This is a genomic window from Streptococcus sp. HMSC065C01, from assembly GCF_001813525.1.
GTDB classification, from domain to species: Bacteria; Bacillota; Bacilli; order Lactobacillales; family Streptococcaceae; genus Streptococcus; species Streptococcus parasanguinis_V.
In genome coordinates this window covers 19,656-44,751 of record NZ_KV812833.1, presented here as the reverse complement: position 1 = coordinate 44,751, position 25,096 = coordinate 19,656, and the positions used below count along the sequence as shown (strand labels likewise).

Annotated in this window: 23 protein-coding genes and 2 tRNA genes; 2 read left to right on the top strand and 23 right to left on the bottom strand. The window is 44.1% G+C overall.

Annotated features, from left to right (window positions below; all coding sequences use genetic code 11):
• Positions 1-44 precede the first annotated feature (44 nt).
• The 13 genes from pgk to rsgA all read right to left on the bottom strand — a co-directional run bounded on the left by pgk (position 45) and on the right by rsgA (position 17,140).
• Positions 45-1,244, bottom strand: a complete 1,200-nt coding sequence (pgk, locus tag HMPREF2918_RS02315; RefSeq protein WP_070594479.1) for a phosphoglycerate kinase — start codon at positions 1,242-1,244, stop codon at positions 45-47.
• 203 nt (positions 1,245-1,447) lie between these two features.
• The gene (locus HMPREF2918_RS02310; RefSeq protein ID WP_070594478.1) at positions 1,448-6,238 is read right to left on the bottom strand and encodes an endo-beta-N-acetylglucosaminidase; all 4,791 of its coding nucleotides are present in this window, start codon (positions 6,236-6,238) and stop codon (positions 1,448-1,450) included.
• 234 nt (positions 6,239-6,472) lie between these two features.
• Complete coding sequence (gene gap / locus HMPREF2918_RS02305) at positions 6,473-7,483, bottom strand: type I glyceraldehyde-3-phosphate dehydrogenase (protein WP_023919220.1); 1,011 nt, start codon at positions 7,481-7,483, stop codon at positions 6,473-6,475.
• Positions 7,484-7,762: 279 nt separating this feature from the next.
• Positions 7,763-9,844, bottom strand: a complete 2,082-nt coding sequence (gene fusA / locus HMPREF2918_RS02300) for an elongation factor G (protein WP_003003071.1) — start codon at positions 9,842-9,844, stop codon at positions 7,763-7,765.
• Between the two features lie 279 nt (positions 9,845-10,123).
• Positions 10,124-10,594 (bottom strand): 30S ribosomal protein S7, encoded by a 471-nt coding sequence (gene rpsG, locus HMPREF2918_RS02295; protein WP_003003105.1) that lies wholly within the window; start codon positions 10,592-10,594, stop codon positions 10,124-10,126.
• A gap of 19 nt (positions 10,595-10,613) precedes the next feature.
• The gene (gene rpsL / locus HMPREF2918_RS02290; RefSeq protein WP_003003125.1) at positions 10,614-11,027 is read right to left on the bottom strand and encodes a 30S ribosomal protein S12; all 414 of its coding nucleotides are present in this window, start codon (positions 11,025-11,027) and stop codon (positions 10,614-10,616) included.
• A gap of 205 nt (positions 11,028-11,232) precedes the next feature.
• A complete protein-coding gene (locus HMPREF2918_RS02285; protein WP_024054651.1) occupies positions 11,233-11,805 on the bottom strand; it encodes a hypothetical protein in 573 nt (190 codons plus the stop codon).
• 23 nt (positions 11,806-11,828) lie between these two features.
• Entirely contained in the window at positions 11,829-12,644 is an 816-nt protein-coding gene (purR, locus tag HMPREF2918_RS02280) for a pur operon repressor (protein WP_003012466.1), read from the bottom strand.
• A gap of 135 nt (positions 12,645-12,779) precedes the next feature.
• Positions 12,780-13,724 (bottom strand): 3'-5' exoribonuclease YhaM family protein, encoded by a 945-nt coding sequence (locus HMPREF2918_RS02275; protein ID WP_049483640.1) that lies wholly within the window; start codon positions 13,722-13,724, stop codon positions 12,780-12,782.
• Positions 13,711-14,961 carry a DNA recombination protein RmuC gene (locus HMPREF2918_RS02270; protein ID WP_003012406.1) on the bottom strand — a complete coding sequence of 417 codons (1,251 nt, stop codon included), beginning with the start codon at positions 14,959-14,961 and terminating at the stop codon, positions 13,711-13,713. The genes HMPREF2918_RS02275 and HMPREF2918_RS02270 overlap by 14 nt, the downstream gene beginning before the upstream one ends.
• Before the next feature lies 1 nt (position 14,962).
• On the bottom strand, positions 14,963-15,595 hold the full coding sequence (locus tag HMPREF2918_RS02265; protein ID WP_070594477.1) for a thiamine diphosphokinase: 633 nt from the start codon (positions 15,593-15,595) through the stop codon (positions 14,963-14,965).
• Positions 15,588-16,247: a ribulose-phosphate 3-epimerase gene (rpe, locus tag HMPREF2918_RS02260; protein WP_070594476.1), complete on the bottom strand. Its 660-nt coding sequence runs from the start codon at positions 16,245-16,247 to the stop codon at positions 15,588-15,590. The genes HMPREF2918_RS02265 and rpe overlap by 8 nt, the downstream gene beginning before the upstream one ends.
• A 14-nt stretch (positions 16,248-16,261) precedes the next feature.
• Positions 16,262-17,140 (bottom strand): ribosome small subunit-dependent GTPase A, encoded by an 879-nt coding sequence (gene rsgA, locus HMPREF2918_RS02255; protein WP_031573894.1) that lies wholly within the window; start codon positions 17,138-17,140, stop codon positions 16,262-16,264.
• 247 nt (positions 17,141-17,387) lie between these two features.
• Between rsgA and HMPREF2918_RS02250 the strand changes: the two genes are divergently transcribed.
• Together HMPREF2918_RS02250 and HMPREF2918_RS02245 are read left to right on the top strand one after the other, a co-directional pair.
• Positions 17,388-17,470: transfer RNA gene (locus tag HMPREF2918_RS02250), tRNA-Leu, on the top strand.
• 4 nt (positions 17,471-17,474) lie between these two features.
• A tRNA-Ser gene (locus HMPREF2918_RS02245) sits at positions 17,475-17,563 on the top strand.
• 76 nt (positions 17,564-17,639) lie between these two features.
• Here HMPREF2918_RS02245 and rsmA read toward each other — a convergent pair.
• The 10 genes from rsmA to HMPREF2918_RS02195 form a co-directional block, all read right to left on the bottom strand.
• Positions 17,640-18,515 (bottom strand): 16S rRNA (adenine(1518)-N(6)/adenine(1519)-N(6))-dimethyltransferase RsmA, encoded by an 876-nt coding sequence (gene rsmA / locus HMPREF2918_RS02240; protein WP_070594475.1) that lies wholly within the window; start codon positions 18,513-18,515, stop codon positions 17,640-17,642.
• Between the two features lie 52 nt (positions 18,516-18,567).
• Complete coding sequence (gene rnmV, locus HMPREF2918_RS02235; RefSeq protein WP_176745975.1) at positions 18,568-19,152, bottom strand: ribonuclease M5; 585 nt, start codon at positions 19,150-19,152, stop codon at positions 18,568-18,570.
• Positions 19,124-19,894: a TatD family hydrolase gene (locus HMPREF2918_RS02230; RefSeq protein WP_070594473.1), complete on the bottom strand. Its 771-nt coding sequence runs from the start codon at positions 19,892-19,894 to the stop codon at positions 19,124-19,126. Before HMPREF2918_RS02230 ends, rnmV begins: the two co-directional genes overlap by 29 nt.
• A gap of 125 nt (positions 19,895-20,019) precedes the next feature.
• Positions 20,020-20,154 (bottom strand): 50S ribosomal protein L34, encoded by a 135-nt coding sequence (rpmH, locus tag HMPREF2918_RS02225; protein WP_003003086.1) that lies wholly within the window; start codon positions 20,152-20,154, stop codon positions 20,020-20,022.
• Between the two features lie 147 nt (positions 20,155-20,301).
• Positions 20,302-20,931 (bottom strand): ribonuclease P, encoded by a 630-nt coding sequence (locus tag HMPREF2918_RS02220; RefSeq protein WP_070594472.1) that lies wholly within the window; start codon positions 20,929-20,931, stop codon positions 20,302-20,304.
• A gap of 74 nt (positions 20,932-21,005) precedes the next feature.
• Positions 21,006-21,953 carry an RNA-binding cell elongation regulator Jag/EloR gene (gene jag / locus HMPREF2918_RS02215; RefSeq protein ID WP_021153989.1) on the bottom strand — a complete coding sequence of 316 codons (948 nt, stop codon included), beginning with the start codon at positions 21,951-21,953 and terminating at the stop codon, positions 21,006-21,008.
• 15 nt (positions 21,954-21,968) lie between these two features.
• A complete protein-coding gene (locus tag HMPREF2918_RS02210; protein WP_003015944.1) occupies positions 21,969-22,784 on the bottom strand; it encodes a YidC/Oxa1 family membrane protein insertase in 816 nt (271 codons plus the stop codon).
• A gap of 1 nt (position 22,785) precedes the next feature.
• On the bottom strand, positions 22,786-23,127 hold the full coding sequence (gene rnpA / locus HMPREF2918_RS02205) for a ribonuclease P protein component (protein ID WP_003002960.1): 342 nt from the start codon (positions 23,125-23,127) through the stop codon (positions 22,786-22,788).
• Between the two features lie 78 nt (positions 23,128-23,205).
• A complete protein-coding gene (locus HMPREF2918_RS02200; protein WP_070594471.1) occupies positions 23,206-23,883 on the bottom strand; it encodes a CPBP family intramembrane glutamic endopeptidase in 678 nt (225 codons plus the stop codon).
• A gap of 85 nt (positions 23,884-23,968) precedes the next feature.
• Positions 23,969-24,862, bottom strand: coding sequence for a TDT family transporter (locus HMPREF2918_RS02195; RefSeq protein ID WP_070594470.1), 894 nt, complete (start codon positions 24,860-24,862; stop codon positions 23,969-23,971).
• Positions 24,863-25,096: the final 234 nt, after the last annotated feature.

Sequence of the window (25,096 nt, the reverse complement as noted above, 5' to 3'; positions counted from 1 at the left end):
GAGAGGCTAGGACTTTTGTCCCAGCCTCTTTCATTCTATTTAGATTATTTTTCAGTCAAAGCTGCAAGACCTGGAAGTTCTTTACCTTCAAGGAGTTCCATAGAAGCACCACCACCAGTAGAGATCCATGAGAATTTGTCTGCACGGCCAAGGTTGATCGCAGCAGCTGCTGAGTCACCACCACCGATGATTGATTTAACGCCTGGTTGTTTCACGATAGCGTCCATCACACCGATTGTACCAGCTTGGAAGTCAGGGTTTTCAAATACACCCATAGGTCCGTTCCATACAACTGTTTTCGCACCAGTCAATTCTTGGTCGAATTTAGCGATAGATTTAGGACCGATATCAAGACCAAGGAATCCTGGATCTACTGCTTCACCTTCAGTGTCTTTCACTTCAGTGTAGTCAGCAAATGCGTTCGCTTCTTTTGAGTCAACTGGCAAGATCAATTTGCCGTTTGATTTTTCAAGAAGAGCTTTCGCCACATCCAATTTGTCTTCTTCTACAAGTGAGTTACCGATTTCGATACCTTGTGCTTTGTAGAATGTGTAAGTCATCCCACCACCGATAAGGACTTTATCAGCTTTTTCAAGCAAGTTTTCGATAACACCGATCTTGTCAGATACTTTAGATCCACCAAGGATAGCTACGAATGGACGTTCTGGAGCTTCAACTGCTTCTTTGATGTAAGCAATTTCGTTTTCAAGAAGGAATCCAGCAACAGCTTTCTCAACGTTTGCAGAGATACCAACGTTAGATGCGTGTGCACGGTGAGCAGTACCAAATGCATCGTTTACGAAGATACCATCTCCAAGTGATGCCCAGTATTTACCAAGTTCAGGATCGTTTTTAGATTCTTTCTTGCCATCAACATCTTCGAAACGAGTGTTTTCAACCAAGAGAACTTGTCCATCTTCAAGAGCGTTAACAGCTGCTTCCAATTCAGCACCACGTGTAACACCTGGGATAAATTGAACTTCTTGACCCAATTTAGCAGCCAAGTCAGCAGCTACAGGAGCAAGTGATTTACCTTCTTTATCTGCTTCTTCTTTTACACGTCCAAGGTGAGAGAAGAGGATTGCACGTCCACCTTGTTCAAGGATGTACTTGATAGTTGGAAGAGCTGCAGTGATACGGTTATCGTTAGTGATCACGCCATCTTTTACAGGAACGTTGAAGTCAACACGAACGAGAACTTTTTTCCCTTTCAAGTCAACGTCTTTAACAGTCAATTTTGCCATTAGATATGACTCCTTCTTTTTTTAATACATGATAATTATATCACAAAAGCTGTAAAAGAGGTAGAAAAATCCAATGCTTTTCCCCTCTAATTCGCAGGATCCGAACGACACTTCTAGATACAAGATCAAACCTCTCTAGTTTTCACCAGAGAGGTTTTTTTGAGAGTGACTTTTTAAGTGAACGAAAGAATCCTGTAAAAGACTTACTCTTCTTTCTTCTTACCAGCCAAGAGGAAGCCGCCTAAGGCTGCTAGGAGAACAGCTTCAGCTGCAAAGGAAGCTTCTAGGCTTGCCGTATTTGGTAAGTGTTCCGATTGACTTTCTTTGCTGGCATCTTTTGTTTCTTGCTGAACTGTTGGCTGTGCGTTCCCCCCTTGGTGGGCACTTAACAACTGATGGATCTCTTGATCAACCATATCCTTGTGTTTTTCCTCTTGATGACCCGCTTGAGTAGAAGTCGTTGGGGCCAACTGATCCACTTGAGAAGACTCTGTAGGCTTCAATGGATTAGCTGGATCCGGAGTCACTGGGGCAGCTGATTGGACTGGTTGATTTGGTTGAGCTGGTTGAACAGGCTGATCAGGTTTAGCCGGTTCCTCTGGTTGGATCGGTTGATCTGGTCCTTCCGTTTGTGCTGGCTTATAGACAATCGCATAGTGAGTAAAGTGAGGAGCTGTAAAGATGACTACATCTCCAACTCTCTCAAAGGCCAAGGATTGAGGAGCTTGACCTTCTGGGAAGAAGAGAACTTGCTCCACTTCTTTATCCTTATCCACAGGGATTTTCACAAGGGATGGATGGTGGGTATCGATATCTTGACCGCTTGCATCCACGCCTTCAATATCAAATACGATTCCTTCTCGGCCCTTCAGCTCTTCTTTTTCTACCTGATTGGCTTCAACTTTTGCGACTTTTAGTCCTTTGACAACGGTTGGCTCTAAGTTGGAGAATTGAACTTCGACTCCAGTCGCAGGGTCTACAAAGACCGCTGGCTTATCTTCTTTCAGGAGCGCAATCAAGGTCTCTAGACCTGTCTTAGCTGTTTCAAGCGCTTCAGGAGTGAGCTCTGAAGAATCTAGGAGCTCTTTATTTTTCTCAACCAGTGCCTGCAAAGCCTCTCCAGAAGGGTGATTTGGCTTGCTTGTTAATAGAGCAGTCGCTTCTGTTGTCAGAGCAGAGAGAGCTTCTTTTTCTTTTGTTAGATTGGCTTGACCATCCAAGGCTTTCAAGAGAGCGGTCAATTGGTTCAACTGCTCATTGACTTGATCTTGTGTGCTGGTATCATGCTCTTTCAAGACTTTTTCAGAAGCAGCCATTCCAGCCAGCAAGGCTTCTTTGACTTCAGGAGTCGCAAAAGTAAAGTCTACTTTGGCTTTTGCAGCTTCAGCTTCAGACAATTTTTGCTTAAGGTATTCATCGTTGAGAGCTGGTTTTGGATTCACGAGGACATCAAAGCTTGTACTAGCTCCTTTGTAATGGACAGTGATGGTTTGACGACCTTCCTTGGTCGCATCAAAGCCAGTCACTTCCACACCTTCATCTGTCAAGGCATGCGTTTCGGTCGTTTCATCTTCAAAGACGACTGTAAAGCGTCCACCCTCCTTCTCCAATGCTTCTCCGACAATATATTCCACTTTTGGTTTGTCGGTCAATTCTAGACCAGCAACTGCTTTTTCACCTGCTTCCTCTGCACTGACCACAAAAACAGTGAGAGTCTTACCTAATTTCTGACCAAGGTAAGAAACTTCTAGGTGTTGTTCTCCCAGCTTGCTACTGTCAAATCCATGAATCTCTACACCTGAGTTGGTGAGGTTGACCAGTTGATCTGCTTGGCCATCTTTATAATGAACTCGGAGAGTCGCCCCTTTCAAGGAAAGGGCATCGCCTTCCCGGTAGACCTTCTTGGTCAATCCATCTTCAAATTGAAGTCCCGCAATTTCTTTATCATTCTTTGGAACTTCGATCGCCAAAACATTACTGATATCTTTACCAGGAACTTGTGCACGATAGTAAAGAAGAGACGGGGTTGATTCAAAAGCCAGCGGTTTAAAGATGAGATTTCCAGCTTGATCGGCTGTCATGGTCGCAATTGGACTAGTGGCTTCTTTATCGGCATAAAGAGTCAGAGTGGTATCGGCCGGAACATCTATGAAGCCGACTTGGACAAAATGATTACCTAAGTTTTGCGCTGCAGCATGTTTCATCGGAATGTTGACCGTTTCAGTATCCAGACTTTCATACATCTTCCAGTTGTAAATCCGGATGGCTTGCCATGGGGTGCCGTTATCTGCCGTAATGACATGGAGACGCCAGTCTTGAGCCTTGATTGGATGGTCGAGTGTAATGTCGGACACATGGGCTTTATTGCCACGAACTTCCTTAGCAAGCTTCCATTCACCCGCTTCATCCTTGTAGTAAAGGTCGAAGTCACGGGTATTCATCTTGCCATCGTCGACAGATTCTCCACCCGCACCGGCATGGTCCATGACCCAACGAACAATGGTCCGTGGTTGTGTCAAACGAATATCGACGGTTCCACTCAATTGAGCAGAAGACCATTTATCTGAAAGACTGGTAATGGTACCATTTAACATACCTTCGATGCCTTCACTACCATCCGCATCCGGGAAGCTCGAACCGATCACTTTGGCTCCGATGACCACGTTTGGCGCTAAAGCTTTTGGTAGACTGGTATCTGACACGGTCATGCCCCAATCAAAGGCTACAGTTCCCGCATCCGAACGTTGACCATTCTTTCCAACTGCCACAACCTTGAGTTCCTGAGTGGTTCCTTCAGCACTTGCTGAACGGCTAACTTTTGGTAGATAGACAGTTGTCGCAGAAGACCCTGTTAAGAGACGCCAGTTGTCGCCATCTTTTTCATAGACTTCATAATAATCTGCATCTGCTACCCCTTTAAAATTGAGGACTGCTTCTGCTTCTTGCGCATTTTGTAGGCGTTTTGCCCGAACGGATACTTCTGCTGGAGTAGCTGGTTTCTCTTGGTTCGACGTAATCGACAATTGGCCGAGATTAAATTTGTAGTCTTTGACATCCGTATCATGGTCAAAGAACATCTTCACAGCATAAATGGTCTTGCCAGCCAAACTTCCCAAATCAAAGGTTTGAGTAGACCAATCTGCACTCGGTGTCAATTCTTTCCATTCATATTCAGAGTAGTCCTCTTTTGTGGCAACAGCTACCCAGGCAGCTGCTCCTATCCCACCTTTATGACTGACGCTCAATTTTGTCGTTTCTGTCACAGGAATCTTGGTCGAATAGAGCATGACATTTTGACTGCTATTGGCTTTTAAATCCCCTTCAAAGGCTAGAGAATTTCCTCCATTGTAGGCTTGATCAAAATCATAGCGACCTTTCAATGGTGTACTATCTTCACTATGCTCTACCCACCAACGCCAGGTTGGAAGGTAGCCAGAAACAGAACGGTAGTTCCATTCCCCTTCTTTAGAAATCTTGCCGTCCACAAACCAGTGTTTTCCGTGTCCAGTGTTGAAGGAAGTATTAAAATCTTCACTTGTGATTGGGGTTTTATCCACTACTAGATTGGACATACCGTACCAAGATTGGTCTGCTGGTTTCCCTTTGGTCGGATCTCCTTGGAAACCTGTCCAGAATAGATCTTCATGGGTATGGTAACCTTCTCCAGTCTTTCCTAGACCTGTAATGGTATCTGGCGCATAAAGACCAAGGGATAGACGCAACTTGCCATGTTCATCTAAAATAGCATTCCAGTCTACATTAGTCTTATAAGAGCCTCCTTTTTGGAGCTCAAGTCCAGCTAGAACATCATAAGGATTCCGATGAATCCATTTGGCTGTACTGATGGAATAATCAACTTCTGATTTGCCCCAGTTAAAGTTAGCAAAGAAGGTATCAACTGGATTTTCCCCATTTTCTGGCTGCATGAAATTGTAGTTGTATTCTCCCAGCGCATTCTCATGGTAACGACCATATTCATAGGTCATAGCATCATACCAGGAATACTTAATCGGATAGTTCAGACTCTTCGCATATTCCTTGGTATAAAGAAGAAAATCTCTCAATTTTGGACCCAATGGTTCTACAAGATTTCCGGTTGTTTCTTGGTTGATAAAGTAACCATCAAAGCCATAGTACTTGGCCAGTTCTACTAATTTACGGGCGATCGGGAAGGTCTTAGACCCTTCACTATCTTCTTTCAAGGTTTCTGCAAAATGTTCTTGATCCTTGATGCTGCTAGACCAGTTATAAAAGATTGTTCCATAAATAGGAACCCCATTTCGGTGTGCAGCATCGATCACATCTGCTGATGGGACCAGCCCTTCCCAAAAGACCATAGAATCCAAATATTGCCAGTAATCAAAAGCATAGGCCTTAAACTCTTCCCCGCCGACAGACGCATGATCCTTGGCTTTGGAGTTCATGTTTGACAGCGCTTGGATCTTCGCTTCAGGGTTGGCTTGTTCATTAATTTGTTTTCCTTGGAAACGACTCGCAAGTGGAACGCTTGCTCTGTTCATATCGTCATCCACTCGTTTTCCTGGTTCCCACTTCAAGAGATCGTCCCAGGTATCGAACTTAACTTCTTTGGGTCTTAATTGTTTTTCTTCATTGGTTGGTAAATCAGCCACTTTCTCAGCAGTAGCTTTCGGTTTTTCAGTCTCTGAAACAGCTGGAATATCTGTAGTTGTCGAGCTAGCTTCTGTACTTGTAGGACTAGCCTCTGGAGTGACCGCTTCTGCGGCTGGTTTTGCAGGATCAGCCGTAGGAAGTGCCGCATCTGCAGTATAGACGCCAGCTTCTCTCACTAGATGATTAACATCTTCAGTCGCTACTGAAGAGGTTTCCAAGGGTTGTTCACTAGTAGAAACCGTCTCATCTGCAGAGACAGCGCCTGTTCCTAAAAATGCTAACCCAATCAATGCGGAGCAAACTCCCACACTGAATTTTCGTATACTAAATCGTTCTTTCTTTTCAAATCGATGACCTTTCATCTTGACCTCCTTGTATGGTTTTTTTCTTTTTCTTGAGCGATTTCCATTGGCTCCTTTCTCCACGACCTGTAATCGCTTTCATTTCGTTGTATTAGAAATCTCCAATCAAGAATAGGATACCCTAATCTATTTAGCACTGTCAATCTATTTTATCAATTCCTATAATATGATGAGAAAGCCCTAAAAAAAGTACAAAAAAAGAGGAGGTTTCCCTCCTCTCATCATACGCATGAATTATTTAGCAATTTTTGCGAAGTATTCAAGAGTACGAACAAGTTGTGCAGTGTAAGACATTTCGTTGTCATACCATGAAACAACTTTAACCAATTGTTTACCGTCAACGTCAATAACTTTAGTTTGAGTTGCGTCAAACAATGATCCGTAAGACATACCTACAACGTCTGAAGAAACGATTGGATCTTCAGTGTAACCGTATGATTCGTTTGAAGCTGCTTTCATAGCTGCGTTCACTTCATCAACAGTAACGTTCTTGTCAAGAACAACTACCAATTCAGTAACTGATCCAGTTGGAACAGGAACACGTTGTGCAGCTCCGTCCAATTTACCGTTCAATTCAGGGATAACCAAACCGATTGCTTTAGCAGCACCAGTTGAGTTAGGAACGATGTTAGCAGCACCAGCGCGTGCACGACGAAGGTCACCTTTACGGTGTGGACCGTCAAGGATCATTTGGTCACCAGTGTAAGCGTGGATAGTAGTCATCAATCCTTCAACAACACCGAAGTTATCTTGAAGAGCTTTAGCCATTGGAGCCAAGCAGTTTGTAGTACATGAAGCACCTGAGATAACTGTTTCAGTACCATCAAGAATATCGTGGTTAGTGTTAAATACGACTGTTTTAACATCTGATCCACCAGGAGCAGTGATAACAACTTTCTTAGCACCACCAGCATGCAAGTGTTTTTCAGCAGCTGCTTTAGTAGCAAAGAAACCAGTTGCTTCAAGAACGATTTCTACACCGTCGTTAGCCCAGTCGATTTGTTCTGGATCACGTTCAGCGGAAACTTTAATGAATTTACCGTTAACTTCGAATCCACCTTCTTTAACTTCCACAGTACCGTCGAAACGACCTTGAGTTGTATCGTATTTCAACAAGTGTGCAAGCATAACTGGATCTGTAAGGTCGTTGATGCGTGTAACTTCAACACCTTCTACGTTTTGGATACGACGGAAAGCAAGACGTCCGATACGACCGAAACCGTTAATACCAACTTTAACTACCATTCGTGATTTCCTCCTTATGAAAATCAAAAAAATTTTTTGTGAAAAGAGTAACTTGACACAGCGCCAAACATCTTTTAACAGTCTCTATTATATACTTTATTGCATTAAAAAGCAACTATTTCCCCACGAAAAGCAAGATTTATCATAGATCACCACCTCTTTTATTGAAGTTTTTCACAAAGTCTTGTTTGCTAGGAAGAGCACTTTTTTACTTGTATTCACTTTTGGAACAAAGAAAAACTCTTCCCAAAGTGGGAAGAGTTTTTAAGCATTGGTAAATTAAGCTTCACCTTTAGCTTTTTTAATGATTTCTTCTTGTACTGATTTTGGTACATCTTCGTAGTGGTCAAATACCATCATGAAGGTACCACGTCCTTGAGTTGCAGAACGAAGGACAGTAGCGTAACCGAACATTTCAGCAAGTGGTACATATGCACGAACGATTTGGCTTGCACCGTGTGCTTCCATACCATCTACACGTCCACGACGAGCAGTTACGTGACCCATAACATCCCCAAGGTTTTCTTCAGGAACTGTGATGGTTACAAGCATCATTGGTTCAAGGATAGCTGGTTGTGCAGTCTTAGCAGCTTCTTTAAGTGCAAGAGATGCAGCGATCTTGAAGGCAGTTTCAGATGAGTCGACATCGTGGTATGAACCATCGTAAAGCTTAGCTTTCACGTCAACCATTGGGTAACCAGCAAGAACACCGTTCGCCATAGATTCTTGAAGTCCTTTTTCTACTGCAGGGATGAATTCACGTGGAACCACACCACCGACGATCGCATTTTCGAACTCGAATCCTTTACCTTCTTCGTTTGGAGTAAATTCGATCCAAACATCACCAAACTGACCTTTACCACCAGATTGACGTTTGAAGAATCCACGTGCTTGTGTAGAAGCGCGGAATGTTTCACGGTAAGATACTTGAGGAGCACCAACGTTAGCTTCAACCTTGAATTCACGTTTCATACGGTCAACAAGGACATCCAAGTGCAACTCACCCATACCAGAGATAACTGTTTCACCAGTTTCAGGGTTTGTTTCAACGCGGAATGTTGGATCTTCTTCAGCCAATTTTTGAAGGGCGATACCCATCTTGTCTTGGTCCGCTTTAGATTTAGGCTCAACCATCAATTGGATAACTGGTTCTGGAACTTCGATTGATTCAAGGATGATTTTTGCTTTTTCATCTGTCAATGAGTCACCAGTTGTAGTATCTTTCAAACCAACGGCAGCAGCGATATCTCCAGAGTAAACTGTTTCGATTTCTTTACGAGTGTTGGCGTGCATTTGAAGGATACGTCCGATACGTTCACGTTTACCTTTAGAAGTGTTCAATACGTATGAACCTGAGTTCAAGACACCTGAGTAAACACGGAAGAATGTCAAACGACCTACGAATGGGTCAGTCATGATCTTGAAGGCAAGAGCTGCAAATGGCTCTTCATCAGATGCTGGACGTTCTTCTTCTTCGTCTGTATCTGGGTTTACACCCTTGATTGCAGGGATATCAAGTGGGCTTGGAAGGTAGTCAAGGACTGCATCCAACATCAATTGAACCCCTTTGTTCTTGAAGGCAGAACCACAAAGTACTGGGTAGAATTCAACGTTGATTGTAGCTTTACGGATACCAGCTTTCAATTCTTCGTTAGTAATTTCTTCCCCTTCAAGGTATTTCATCATCAAGTCTTCATCAGTTTCAGCAACTGCTTCAACCAATTTTTCACGGTATTCTTGAGCTTGTTCAAGGTATTCAGCTGGAATATCTTCTTCAAGGATATCTGTACCAAGGTCGTTAGTATAGATTTCAGCTTTCATCTTGATCAAGTCAATGATTCCGCGGAAGTCATCTTCAGCACCGATTGGCAATTGAATTGGGTGAGCGTTTGCTTGAAGACGGTCATGAAGTGTGCTTACTGAGTAAAGGAAGTCAGCACCGATTTTATCCATCTTGTTAGCGAATACGATACGTGGAACTCCGTATTCAGTTGCTTGACGCCAAACTGTTTCAGTTTGAGGCTCAACACCTGATTGTGAGTCAAGAACGGTTACAGCACCGTCCAAAACGCGGAGTGAACGTTGAACTTCGATAGTGAAGTCCACGTGTCCTGGTGTGTCGATGATGTTTACACGAGTGTCTTTCCATTGAGCTGTTGTAGCGGCAGATGTGATAGTGATACCACGTTCTTGTTCTTGCTCCATCCAGTCCATTTGTGACGCACCTTCGTGAGTTTCACCGATTTTGTGAATCTTACCAGTGTAGTAAAGGATACGCTCAGTTGTAGTTGTTTTACCAGCATCGACGTGAGCCATGATACCGATATTACGAGTTTTTTCAAGTGAAAATTCGCGTGCCATGAGGTTTGTTTCTCCTATATTTTTTATTTCTATATTCTATTATAACATGATTTAATAAAAACGGATAGGCAGGACCTACCCGTTCTTAGTGTTTTCATGCTAAGTTTTGGTTCCAACTTGTAAGAAGAGTTGAATTGAACTCGGGCTAAAAGCTCAAGTTAACTGATTTGAACCCGAGCGAGGCCCGGTGCAAAAAAGATAAACTGCTTTGTGTTCATCGAACACTGCATCAGTTTCCTATTTTTGCCTTGGGCCTTTGCCGCTCTTAGTATCATTTTATTACCAGCGGAAGTGTGCGAATGCACGGTTAGCTTCAGCCATACGGTGAGTATCTTCACGTTTCTTAACAGCTGCACCAGTGTTGTTCGCTGCATCCAAGATTTCTTTTGCAAGACGATCAACCATTGTGTGTTCACCACGTTGACGAGCGATTGTTACCAACCAACGAAGTCCAAGTGTTGTACGACGTTCTGGACGAACTTCAACTGGGACTTGGTAGTTAGAACCACCGACACGGCGAGCACGTACTTCAAGTACAGGCATGATGTTTTCCATAGCTGTTTCGAATACTTCAAGAGCGTCGTTTCCAGTAGCTTCTTTAATTTGTTCGAAAGCTCCGTAAACGATTGAAGCAGCTGTACCACGTTTACCATCAAGCATAACGCGGTTGATAAGACGAGTAACTAATTGTGAATTGTAAAGCGGATCTGGCAATACATCGCGTTTAGGCGCACGGTTTTTACGACTCATTTTTCTTTATCCCCTTTCCTTATGCTTTTGGTTTTTTAGTACCGTATTTAGAACGGCCTTGTTTACGATCGTTTACACCTGCAGTATCAAGTGCTCCACGGACGATATGGTAACGTACCCCTGGAAGGTCTTTTACACGTCCACCACGAAGAAGAACCACGCTGTGTTCTTGCAAGTTGTGTCCGATACCTGGGATATAAGCAGTTACTTCGATCAAGTTGCTCAAACGTACACGGGCAAATTTACGAAGGGCAGAGTTAGGTTTTTTAGGTGTCATTGTTCCAACACGAGTTGCAACACCACGTTTTTGTGGTGAAGAAACGTTTGTTTGAACTTTTTTATGACTGTTGTAACCAACGTTCAAAGCTGGTGATTTAGATTTTTCTACTTTTGATTTACGCGGTTTGCGAACCAATTGGTTAATTGTAGGCATCTACATTCTCCTGTGAAATTTTTTATTTTTGGTGATGGTACACTTGGTGACAGCTACCATCTGTGTGTACTTTTGCAACATTTGTCAGCACGTCCCTGTACACTCTTGAGAGACCAAAAGTAAAAAGTACCGTCTATTATTATAACATGACGGCACTTTGATTGCAAGATGTTTTTTTATTTTTTAAAGAAGTCGAAAAAGTTCATTATTGACCAGCTTCAGCAGGTTCTTCTGCCCCTGCATCTGCGGCCGGAGCATACTGCTGTTGCTGTTGTGGTTGAACTGTCGCATTGGCTCCAGCTACTCCAGCATTGGCATTGGCATTAGTATTTGCGTTCGCGTTCGTGTTGGCATTAGCGTCTGTTTGAGTCTGCTGTGTTGCCGCTGTGTCGCTCTCATAGGTCAGTCCATAATAGTTAGCGATGTATTGGATACGGGCCTCAAGCGATTGCTTTTGAGTCGCATCTTTGACTTTCTTCACAGCAGCTTGGGCAGCGTTCACAGAATCTTGACTTGGAGTTGTTTCCATTTGAACGACTGCTTTTTCAGCAGCTTCTGTATTTTTCTTTTCTTCCTTCTTTTCTTTTTCTTCCTTTGTTTCCTTTTTCACTGGAAGGGAACCTGTTTTTTTAGCAGGTTGAATTTCTGTCGTTACCTGGGCAGCTGTATTCTTTTTAACGGTATACAAACCAGCTACCAAAATAAAGGATAGAGACAGAACTGTCACCAAGCGAATCCACAAAGGACTATTATCAAATCGATCTAAAATTCTTTTCACTTTTTGATCCTCCTTTGTTGCTCTTAATCAAAGATATTCCCAACTTCGACACTCAATTTATTTTCTTTTACATCGATGTTGGTCACGCGCAATAAGGATTTGTGTTCAAAGAATTCACGGTCGGTTGCAGCATTATCCGCAAAGACAGCTACCCCTGCTAATTCAGAATCGAATTCAGCCAAGAGACTGACCATCCCGTTAATCGTTCCGCCACCTTTAAGGAAGTCATCGACAATCAAGACCCTGCTTCCTGCTTTTAGGCTCCGTTTTGAAAGGAACATTTTCTCAATGCGATCCCCACTTGAGCCTGAAACATAGTTGACACTAACGGTTGACCCTTCTGTGATTTTCAAATCACGACGGACAATGACAAATGGAACATTCAAGACATTGGCCACTGCATTCGCTAAAGGAACTCCCTTGGTCGCTACGGTCATGACAGCATCAATTTTCTTATCTCGAAAGGCTTTGGCAATGATGCGGCCGATCCGATTCAAAATCTTTGGATTGCTCAAAAGATCAGACAGGTAAATGTAGCCACCAGGAAGGATACGATCACTTTCAGACAGTTGCTTGCAAAGATCTTCGACGATTTCTTTGGATTCTTGATCTGAGATAGACGGTGTAAAGATAACACCTCCACCAGCTCCTGTAATGGTCTCAATATTTCCGATTTCCATCTCTTCAAACGCACGCTTAATGATCACGATATCTTCTGAGATGGAAGACTTGGCAGACTCATACTTTTCCGCAAACGTATTGAGGCTAGTCAATTCATAGGGATGGTTGATCAAGTAATTAGAAATTACGACCATCCGTTCACTTCTTCTTAATTTCATTTTCTCACCATGTAGTTTTTTCTATCATTATACCATAAGAAGCGAAAAAAACGAACATTCTGATTTACAGAAGGCCGTTTTTTCCTGATTATTTTATTTTTGGCAGAATCATTCCCGTATTTATCCCTGTTTTTACTAGTCGAGATTCGGTTTATAGAAGGAACGATTTTCCATAGCAAAGATTTTATTGGTCATTTCGCCAGGACCAATTAAGCCAAGTGCTGTTGTCATCATCATCATTTCCGCATCCAAATTATCGATCATATGAATAATCTCTGCTTCCATGATCTTTGGACGAACAGGACTACCGTATTCGAGCAAGCCATGGTGACTCAAGATCACATGGCGAAGGACGATGACTTCTTCTTTTTGGTCATCAATCTTCAACTCTTGCAAGACCTTGGTGATTTCTTCATCGATCAGTGCAATGTGGCCGATGAGGTTGCCCCGAACAGTGTATTCTGTATTTTCAGGCCCCGTCAACTCGATCACTTTGGCCAAATCGTGTAACATAATCCCTGCAAAGAGCAAGCTCTTATTCAACTGAGGATAGATATCGCCGATACTATCTGCCAAGCGGACCATGGTTGCCGTATGATAAGCAAGACCTGCTTCAAAGGCATGGTGGTTGGTCTTAGCAGCTGGATAACTATAAAACTCTTTCTCATATTTCCCATAGAGGGCCCGGACAATCCGTTGCCAGACTGGATTTTCAATTTTGAAAATCATGTTTGACAGGTATTCATGCAATTCCTTGGGATCTACTGGTGGTTTTTCCTTAAAGTCTGCTGGATTGTTGGGCTCTCCTGCTTGGGGCAAGCGCATGTTTAATTGGTTGACTTGCGGAGTATTATTGTAAACTTCTCGACGTCCAGACATATGGACCACGCGCCCAGCCATAAAACTCTCTACATTGTGAGGTTGGGCATCCCATAGTTTACCTTCGATTGTACCGGTCTCATCCTGGAAGACAAAGGCGAGGTAGTTTTTCCCGGCCCGCGTTTGACGCACTTCTGCTGACTTGATCAAATAGAATCCTTCGAACAATTCATCTTTTTTCATTTGGTTAATTTTGACCATCATCTTCTCCATCTTCTATATATACATCTAGTCCCAGCAGGTCCTCATCGCTTTCGATTTGGCGGAGTGTCCGCTCAATGGCACTGGTCCGTCTGGTTAGCAAATCATCAATATTATTGGAAGCATTCTTTAAATGGCGCTGAGTCTTGGCCAGAATCCCTCCAAACTTATGGAATTCTGATTTGACCGATCCCAACACCTTGCTAATGTCATCTGCACTCTTTTGGATGTTGAGCGTTTTAAAGCCAACAGACAAGGAGTTCAAGAGGGCTGATAAGGTACTTGGCCCAGCCACTAAAATTTGTTCGTCCCGACGCAAGCGATCGAAGAATTCTGGATTGCGAACCACTTCGGAATAGAGGCCTTCGGTTGGCAAAAAGAGAATTCCGAAATTCGTTGTCGCTGGTGGAAAGAGGTATTTTTGTTGGATATCCTTAGCAAAACGCTTGATACTAGCAAGAAGGGCCTTGCGGTAACGCTCGATCTCCTCTTTCTCTCCTGATTCATAAGCTTCTTCCAGACGATAGTAGTCTTCCAGTGGGAATTTAGAGTCAATCGGCAGATAGACTGGCTCCTCTCCTTGTCCTGGAAGCTTAATAGCATACTCCACGCGCTCACTAGATTGGGGAACGGTGACAAACTCCCGCTCATACTGGGCTGGGGTCAAGATATCTTCAATGATTTGACCCAGCTGCAATTCGCCCATAATCCCACGCGTCTTAGTATTGGAGAGAACTTTATTAAGAGTTCCGACATCCCGCGCCACTGTCTGCATTTCTCCCAACCCTTTGTTGACCGACTCCAATTGTTTTGAAACCGTCTCAAAGGAGGTCTGCAAGCGGTGCTGCAAGGTTTTCTCCAATTTTTCTTCTACCGTTTGGCGCATCTGTTCTAGCCGCACTTCATTGGACTCTTGGATCTGGCGCATGCGCTCATCTGTTTTGTCCCGATTTTTAGTAAAATGCTCATTCATCTCAGCGCGCAGAGCCGTCGTCTGCTGGTGGATCTCCACTCTCATCTCGGTTAAGCGATCTGTCAGGGCGATCTCTAACTGCTGATTGGCAATCTGGCTGGCTTGTCTTTCTTTTTCAAAACGATAATCCAACTGGTCTGTCAAATGATCCTCATGGTCTTCCAGCATCTCTCGTAAAGCCGGTCTTGTATCATCTGACCGTTGCAAGAGATAGATGAGGAGGCCCAGATTGAGCAGGCCAATCAGAAGCAGAATGATATTCATATTAACCTCTGTCTTTACTATAAACAATGACAAGATAGCCACGGTCAAGACTCACTTGAATCGGTTGATCCAAAAATTCATTGGAGCCATACATGGCCTTCAAAAAATAATTCTCCTGATGGAGCGGATACTTGGCTCCTGTGATCTCTAAGCGACCTTGTCCGACAGGCATAAAACCAACATAGGACATGGCTGGATCTGGCTGAATCTCATGGCAGCCGGCTGATCTGTAGATCAAGCGATTTTGACCGTCGACTAATTGGATTTGCTCCATGTAGGGAGCTAGGTCTGGATCGGTCGGCAAAAAGATATTGGACAAGAAGTGATCCAAACGACCGCCAAAGGCACCATAAACTGTGACAGCAGCAGCTGGATAGGCCTTAAAAGCCACTTTCAAAGCCAATTCCAAATCCGTATCGTTCTTTTCAGGGACGGATTGAACAACCTGCTTGGCTTGGGTTCGGATCTGGCGCAAATCGGTCTCAGAGACGGAATCGAAATCCCCCACAGCTATATCTAAAGGCAAACCTTGTTCCAGTAGCTTCAAACAGCCACCATCAACGCCTACATAAACGTCATGATCTCTCGGCAAGAGCGTGCTGTCACCTCCTGCCAGTATTGCGATGTTACCCATTTACAGCATCTCGGAGCGTTTGAACGCGCTCATTAACATCTCCATTAAAGACATAAGAGCCTGCTACAAAGACATTGGCCCCTGCTTCTTTTGCTTGGGAAATACTTTGAGCATCAATTCCGCCATCCACTTCGATATCAAAGTCTAAGCCTTTTTCTTCACGAAGAGCGGCTAATTCGCGCACCTTGTCCATGGTTTCAGGCAAGAAGGCTTGACCACCGAATCCTGGATTAACGGTCATGACCAAGACTTGGTCCACCAAGTTCAAGACATGTTTGATACTGTCTACAGGAGTCCCTGGGTTGATCACGACACTAGCCTTCACACCTGCTTGACGAATTTTTTGAAGAGCTCCGTGAATATGGGGAGTAGCTTCTACGTGGATGCTGATGATATCAGCACCTGCACGGGCAAATTCTTCGATATGGTGTTCAGGATTGGTGACCATCAAGTGGCAATCAAAGACCAACTTGCTATGTGGACGCATGCTCTCTACGACACCAGCTCCAAAGCTGATATTTGGTACAAAATGGCCATCCATGACATCGATATGGGCATAGTCAGCTCCAGCTGCTTCTAAGCGTTTCAATTCACTTTCAAAATTGGCATAATCGGCACTCAAAATTGAGGGTGCAATTTTCATTGTTTTCATCGTTGTAGTGTCTCCTATTTTGGCATTTTTTTCGAAACTTTTTTATAGGTTTCGCGACGGTTTTCAATCTCACTTAGAAATTGCAAGTAATCCTCATAACGGAAAGGTGCAATTTCCTCTCTTTCAACGGCTGGTTTCACCGCACAAGCTGGCTCATGCGTGTGGGTACAGGTACGAAATTTACAAGAGTGGCTCACATCGGCGATCTCCGGGAAGGCTTGATTTAAGTCTTCACTGGTCGTCACTTCATAATCGAGGGAGGAGAAGCCCGGCGTATCTGCGATCTTTCCTCCATTTAAATGGTAAAAGCTGACAGCTCGGGTCGTGTGTCGACCGCGCCCCAGACTATCTGAAATCTCACCCGTTTCAAGCTCCAAATCCGGAGCGATTTTATTGAGCAAGGTCGATTTTCCTACACCGGTCTGTCCCATAAAGACCGTGGTTTGATTGGTCAAAAGGGGCAAGAGTTCCTCAATTGACAAGACAAAATCATAGCCAATTGCCTGATAGATTCCTTGGTAGTAGTGGATGTCTTCCATATCTTCTAACAAGTCCAGTTTTGAAATATAGACAATGGGATGAATCCCCTTATGCTCCAAAAGAACCAGAAAACGGTCTAAAAGATTGGCGTTGAAATCTGGCTCCTTAGCTGACATAATCACTACTGCCTGATCAATATTGACAATAGGAGGGCGTACGAGGCTATTTTTACGAGGGGCAATGCTCAAAATGTAGCCTTCTGAATTCTCTTCAGCAGAGAACTCCACCTGATCCCCCACATAAGGAGTCTGTCCTTTTTTTCTAAAATTTCCACGAGCCCGTGTCTGGTAAATGTGACCGTCTGACTCCACGTAGTAAAAGCCAGCCAAGGCCTTGACGATTGTTCCTTGCAAATCGCACTCCTTTGAGATTAATACTCCTATTATACCAAAAAATGAGAAATAAGGCTGGATTGCTTGATAAGAAAAAACGAAAAGTGAACCTCTCCGGACGCTTTTAGAAACGAATAGGTTCGTTTTTTAAATGGATAGAAACAGAAGACGGAGTATCTGTTATGACTTGTCTTTTAGCAGAATTCGGGAAAGGGCACCTTCCTTTTTTTCCTTGGCATTTTTCCTAAAAAGTGTATAATAGAACTATGCGGAGGTGGTGGAACGGCAGACACGCATGCTTCAGGCGCATGTGCCCCTTCGGGCGTGAGGGTTCAAATCCCTTTCTCCGCATCTTGGAAAGGTGGCCCAGCTCGGTACGGCACCGGACTCGAAATCCGGCAAGTGGATTTTATTCACGCGCGGGTTCAAATCCCGTCCTTTCCTTCTTCAACAAACAAGACATGAGCTATGAAGCTCATGAACAAACAAGACATGAGCTACGAAGCTCATGTCTTTTCTGTTATTTTATTCCTGCTTCTAGAAGGCCATCTGCTAGGCGAGCGAAGTCTTCTAGGCTAAGAGCTTCTCCTCGTACAGAAGGTTGCAGGCCTGCAGTTTGGATTCCTGCTTCCAGCTTGGCTTTGATTTCTTCGGTCTTGCCGAAGCGACTAGTCAAGTTGTTCCAAAGTGTTTTGCGGCGGTGGACAAAGCTAGCCTTGCTGACAGAGAAGAAGAAATCTTCATCCTTGACGGCTACTGCTGGTTCTTCGCGACGGACCATCTTCAAAATGGCAGAGTCGACGTTTGGTGCTGGCACAAAGACGGTGCGAGGTACAATAAAGGCTACCTTAGCAGTCATATAGTATTGGACAGCAATGGATAACGAACCATAAGCTTTGGTGTTGGGCTCAGCTGAGATGCGGTCTGCCACCTCTTTTTGCATCATGACCACAAATTCTTGGAAAGGAATCTTGGATTCGATCAAGTGCATGAGGATGGGAGTCGTAATGTAGTAAGGAAGGTTAGCCACTACCTTAATCGGAAGGTCTGGGTTTTTAAACTCTGCGATGTACTGGTTGAGGTCTACCTTGAGGATGTCTTGGTTGACAACCGTGACATTATCAAAATCACGCAAGGTATCCGCCAAAATGGGAACCAAGCGGTCATCAATCTCAAAGGCCATGACCTCTGCCGCATTTTCCGCCAAGAACTCAGTGAGGGCTCCAATTCCAGGACCGATTTCGATGACATTGACCTGCTTATCAATCTCTGCCGTATCCACAATTTTTTGAAGGATGTTGGTATCGGTCAAGAAGTTCTGACCGAAGGATTTTTTAAAGGTAAAGCCGTGACGCTCCAGCACTGCCTTGGTCACGCTATAATCTGCAATTCTCATTTTTTCTCTTTTCTAATCAGTTTAAGGGTAAAGGATCCCCTCTACTTCCGTCTTAATAACTAGCCATCGCCTCTTCAACTTCAGCCAAACAAATTCCAAACAATTCCAAGCGTTTGATCAATTGCTTGCCATTGCAGTAGCCGATGCGCAAGGCTTCGCCTAGATATTCCCGCCGTTTGCGACTATCGCTTCCCATCAACAGGCCAAGCCGCATCAAGTCAGTCTTTGTGATATCAAAGAAATTTTCATCTTCGTAAGACCCGACCAGTCCAGCTAGGGCTTTTTCTAAGTCTTCAAAGCTGGCATGTTCTACTCCAAGAGAACGCCCCTTGATCTTGGATTTGGGGACTGCTTCACCACGATTTAAAAAGGCATGTTTGGCCTGGGGCACCTCTTGCATAATGATCTTGCGAATTCGCTCACCATTATAGTCTGGATCGGTAAAGACAATGACTCCACGCAACTCTTGCAAGGTAGCAATTCGTTCCAAGTCATCCTGATCGATCGCAGAGCCTCGTGTTTCATAGGTATCCACCTCATAAAAACGACGGAGATTGGCTGTGTCGTCCTTGCCCTCCACGACAATCACTTCTGGTATTTTTCTTTTCTCAGTCAAGGCCAAATACCTTTCTTGCATTGTCATAGGTTGCCTGAGCCACTTCTTTTGTTGTTAAGCCACGTAGTTCTGCAATAAAATCTACCACATAACGAGTGTAGGCTGTTTTATTTTCCCGACCACGTTTGGGAACTGGTGCTAGATAAGGAGCATCTGTTTCAACCAAGATCTTGTCTAACGGAAGGCCAGCTGCCGCTTCTTGGACATCTGTGGCTTTCTTAAAGGTCACCACTCCAGAAAAGGAAATCATCATTCCCAAATCCATGAAGCGTTTCGCTTCTTCTAAACTTCCTGAGAAAGAATGCATGATCCCACCGCGAGAACCAACTCCTTCACTCTTGATGATGGCATAAGTATCTTCTAAAGCATCGCGTGTATGCACCACAAAGGGGAGGTCCAAGTCCTTAGACAATTGAATCTGACGACGAAAAACCTTTTCTTGAACATCTTTTGGCGCTGTCATCCAGTGGTAATCGAGACCGATTTCTCCGAGTGCGACGACTTTGGGATGTTTTAGCTGTTCAAGTAAATAGGCCTCCACTTCAGGACTATAATCGCCTGCCTCAGTGGGGTGCCAACCAAGCGTGAGATAGAGTTCTGGGTGCTGGTCTGCCAAGGCTATTCCTCGCTCAATCGTCGGTTTGTCAAAACCAACGATATTGTGGGCTACAACACCCATTTCCTTGGCCAAGTCGAGCTCTTCTTGTTCTTTTCCTGCGAATTCTTCCACATTGAGATGGGTGTGGGTATCAAAAATCTGCATGATCTTCCTTTTCTTCCGAGTTTTTCTTCTTTCTATTATAGCAGAAAGCGCCTCTAAATTCACTTTCGGACAAAACAAAAACCAGTAGTCTCGAGTTTCTACTGGTTTTTAGGTTTTTATCTGAATTAGGCAGCCAAAACTTTGCGTCCTTTACGACGACGAGCTGCCAATACGCGACGACCATTTTTAGTTGCCATACGGTGACGGAAACCATGTTTGCGCGCACGACGAAGTTTACTTGGTTGATAAGTACGTTTCACGATGAATACCTCCTCATAGATTTTGTATTCGTTTAGCCGGCTAGTTGTGATCAGTTACTAAACATACTTTACTATTCTATCGGATTCGACTCTATTTGTCAATAGCTATGGCAAAATTGTTGCAAATACAGGTCGGAGAACACCTTTCTACACCTGACGGGTTGCCAAGTAATAGGGTTCCAGAGCCACCAGCGCCTCTTGCAACTGATCCAGGATATTCTCTAGGGACCTCTCCTCAACTAGAGAAACATCGTATTTGACGAGGACCTTACGAACCGCCCCTTCTGCTACTGCTTGTAACAGATCATGGCGATTCTTTTCTGTTCCTTCTACCCTTTGACTCTCTCCATTTTTCTGGGCGAAATAATAAACTGGCTGAGAGATTGGAAGGGTGAGAACCTTGTGTTGCTTTTGAAGGCTCTGCTCATCTTTTTTTCGCTCGATAAAACTCACCTCTAAGGAAACTCCAAAATCAACTGCATCTCCATAGAGCCTCAAGGCAAACATAGGCTCTGCCATCGTCCCTTCTCCTTTTAGATAGGCCCAAAAATGAGGCCGTAAGACCTGGGCCTGGTTCATCCATTGGCTAGTCCGATCCTGCTCTAAGTAAGGGTGGCGCTGCTGAAAGGCTGAGACTAAATCGGTGAATTCCTTACGAGCTGCTTGAGCTAGGGCACGATACTGCTCCATCTCTGAGGCTAGCACCCCAGCCTTTGCTGGGGCCTGGTAGTGGATTCCTTGAAGCTTTAAAAACTCTCGAATCGCTGCAAATGCCATTTGCTTCCTTTCTAAACCTAAAAAAGAGAGATCGGCTCAATCCCGTCTCTCCCTTATGGGAAATAATAGCTAGATTATCCTTCGATGTCTACCACCACGTAACGGTTTGGTTCTTCCCCTTCAGAGTAGCTAGTGACTCCTTCCATCTTAGAGACGATCCGGTGAATGATTTTGCGTTCACTGTTTGACATCGGATCTGTCTGTTGGGCTTGCCCATCTTCGAGGGCACGTGTTGCCAACTTCTGAGCATAGCTTTGAAGAACTTCTGCCCGGTGTTCTACATAGTCATTCACATTAATGGTAATGTAAAAATTCTTTGAGTAGCGGTTATAGAGGTAATTTTGCGCCAAAAGTTGAAGAGCCTTCAAGACTTTTCCGTGGTAACCAATGACACGTCCTGGCTCATTGGTATCAATTTGCATATTGACCGTACGGCGGTTGTGACTGCTTGAGATGGTCGCATCCACATCCATTTCATCGACCACTGTTTGAACATAGGCTGTCACATCATCTACGACTTCTTCGATGTTGTAGTTTTCCTCTACCTCGATACCAAGGTTTGAGAAATCAGATTCGCTTGATTCTTTTGTCGCTGGTTCTTTGACTTTTTCAAGGATATGTTCATGCCCTTTTTCTTCAAGAACGGTATCTGCTTCTTTGTCATGTTTCAGGATTTCGGTCTTGATTTCTTCAGAGACAACTTCTCCTTCTTCTTCGACCTTTTTGATCGCTGCAACGACACGTCCGAGATCGACCGTTGCTTCGCTCACAGTCTTAACCGGTTCATTTTGCGCATTGATCTCATCTGGGACACCTTTGACAGCTTTTTGATTAGCTTTCACAACCGTTGTTTCTGCAATGGGCTCAATCTCTACTTGGGCTGGTTTTTTCCCAAATAAGCCAAGAAAACCTTTCTTTTCACGCGCTACAACCGTAATATGTGCCTTCATACGAGGAATATCTAAATCGTTCAGACCTTTTTGAATCGCTTCTTCAACAGTTGCTCCAGTATATAGGACCATATGTCCACCTCTTTCTTATTTTTTCTTTTTCTGTGCTTTGTTTAGGGCACGGCGTTTCTGTTTTTCCATGTCGCGCGAAGCTTGTTCTTTTGCTTCACGCTCTGCAATAATCTTGAAGGGGTTGTTCAAGAGATAGGTTTGCCCGACTTGGTAAGCATTGGAAGTCACCCAGTATAGTGCGACCCCGCTGGCTGAGAACAAGGCAAAGAAGAAGATCATCACAGGCATCACATACATCATGGTTGTCGCACTACCATTACGCTCTGGCATGGCTTTATTGGTCAACCAACTGCTGAAAAATGTGAAGAGTGCTGCAAGAACCGGCAAGATATAAGTCGGGTCGATCGCGCCAAGGTCCAACCAGAGGAAGTGACCGACTTTAAGGAATTCGACACGGCTCAGCGCTTGGAACAAGGCCATCAAGACCGGCATCTGGATTAAGAGAGGAAGGAAGGCTGAAGACGTTTTGACGCCTTTTTCCTTGTAAAGGGCCCGCATCTCTTCAGAAAGTTTGGTCCGACTATCAAGATCCTTCCCAGGATACTTAGCTTGTAATTCCTTGAGGAGGGGTTGAATTTCCTGCATTTTGCGGGTTGAATTCATTTGATACTGGAAGAGAGGCAAGAGGACCGTCCGGATGACAATGGTAAAGACGATAATCCCTACACCGATACTTCCGCCAAAGGACAAGAAGCGGATGGCTTCTGCAAAGAAGTAGACGAAGCGTTCCCAACCACCTGTCGACTGAGCTGTCACTTGAGAGGTTCCACAAGCTGTCAAGACCAATAAGGCCGCTCCTAATAATCCAGTTAACTTCAGTTTCTTTTTCACATTATTCCCTTTCTTGGTAGACATGCGCTAATTTTAAGACATGTACAAGATTTTTCTCTACTTGATGAAAGTCGAGCTCCTCCACTCCTTTACGAGCAATGACAACAAAATCATCGGTCGTAAGGAAGGCTTGGTGTTTGATCAAAACATGGCGAATCAAACGTTTGATGCGATTTCTGGTCACAGCATTTCCCAGTTTCTTACTAACAGACAGGCCGACTCGAAAATGCGGTTGGTCTTTGCGCAAGCGGTAAACAACGAATTTCCGATTGGCAACATTTTGACCACTTTTAAAAATAGCATTAAAATCTTTGTCACGTTTGACGCGGTAGCTTTTTTTCAAACCTCAACTCCCTCTATTAAATTTATTCTATTATACCATATTTTCAAAAAAAACCAATCTCACTCAGGAAATCGGTTGCTACTTAAATACAGATAAAAGTAAAGGCAAGGTGTAGTAGAGATTGAGCAAGATATGAGCCAAAATAGGAGCAAGGAGCGTCTTGCTCCGATAATACAGGGTCCCAAAAATCACACTCGGCAGGAGATAGAGGATAGAGGCTCCTAGCGAAAAAGGAGTGTGGAGAAAATGTAAGCCACTGTAGATAAGGGCTGGAAGCCAAATCTCTGCATAGAGTTTCCAGCCTTTGAAGTAGGCATTCACCAAGGCTCCACGAAAGATTAGCTCTTCTGTCACTGGCCGGATGATAACCATTGCAATCACCAGGATAAGCACCCCCGTGGGACTAATTTCCCGTGGAAACAGACTCAAAACGGCTGCCCGTCCTTGAACAAAACCACTGATGAAGTAGTCCAACCAGTAAACCAAACAGGCCGCAAAAACAGCTTCTATCAGAGCTTGAAGAGGGTTCTTCCCCAGCTTAAACTGCGCTTTTTTAGAAAAATGGTAGACCAAAAATCCTGTAAAGACTGCATAGAGGCCTTCTAGGCCAAATAAGGTCCAATAATAGCTATTGGCGCTTGCTACACTATTGGAGACATACTGGGCCAAGGGGCGAAATTGAGGCCGAACATAAAAATAAAACAAGAGCAGAAAGAGGGGATACAGCAGCGAGAGCTTTCCTTTGATGAATTTCATAGATACCTTTCCTATAAAGTCTGACAAATCGTATAGTGCATCTTACCATAATCGTGACAAGGTTTCAATGAAAAAGGATGCCTTCCTACTCTCTGAGATAGGCCACATAACCACCTAAGACCGCGACTAAAATCAAGAGACAAAGCAGAGTTTCCAGCCATACGAGAGCTGTCAAGAAAGGCAGTTGCAACAAGCCTTGGGCCATTTTCAAGGAGGTCGCTGTGATAACTGTTGGAAAGGTCAGGGCTGAAAAAGCAGGTTGAAAACCTTCTGTGATCATTCTCGGTAGGCGCGTCAAAACAAAGAAATAAAAACCTTGCGAGGCCACCACCATGATCAGTAAGAACCAGGTAGGAAGGCTTGCTCCACCGACACGAATCAGAGCTGCTAAAAGAAGGGAAAATGGAGCGCAATAGATACCTTCTTGCCCCAACAGATGACTGGGTAAGGGCTGCTTTTTCCCATCAAAATAAATGACTGGGTAGAGAAGAAAGGTCAAACCAAAACCAATCACTAAAGCGAGATAAGCAATCTCCCTGATTCCTACAACAGGGTAGGTCAAGGCTGCTACTGCAATGCCCACATAGAGAACGGTCCAACTGGGAGTGGCATTGGCTCTTGGTCGCGCTAGGACATGGGTCTTGGTAAAATAGAGAATTAAACCCAGATCCAAGAGAAAGGCAGACCACCAGACCAACTGTGATAGACCTCCAAAGGCGGGAAAGAGGCGCAAAAGATAGGTGGATAGAATCATCCCTGCCATGGGAAAAGTCGCCATCCCAGATAAAAGGGCTGGTTGTTGGAATTCTATCTTGGTTTCTTGCCAGCGAATCGCATGATAAACGACAAAGAAAAACCAGAAGAACAAACCTGTCAGACTAAAGGCGTGAGCAAGGAAGGGTAGCGAGTCTGCAAGAAGGTTTCCAGCGCCAACCAGTCCTAACAGACAGCCTGAAAATACTAAGGGGATCTTTTTCATCGGAAGCTCCAATCATTTTATCGCTTTCAGTATACCATAAAAGAGAAGGAAGCAGGATAAAATAGAGAGTGGGACAGAAATTGGTCATTCGTTAGAATTCGATTTCGTCGTCACACCTCCGCACAGTTGAGTAGGGCTGTAAAAGCTGATGAAACCAGTGTAGTAGAGCTCGCTCAACCACTGCGTCTTGCTCGACAAACCAAAAATAATTGAGAGGCTAGGACTTTTGTCCCA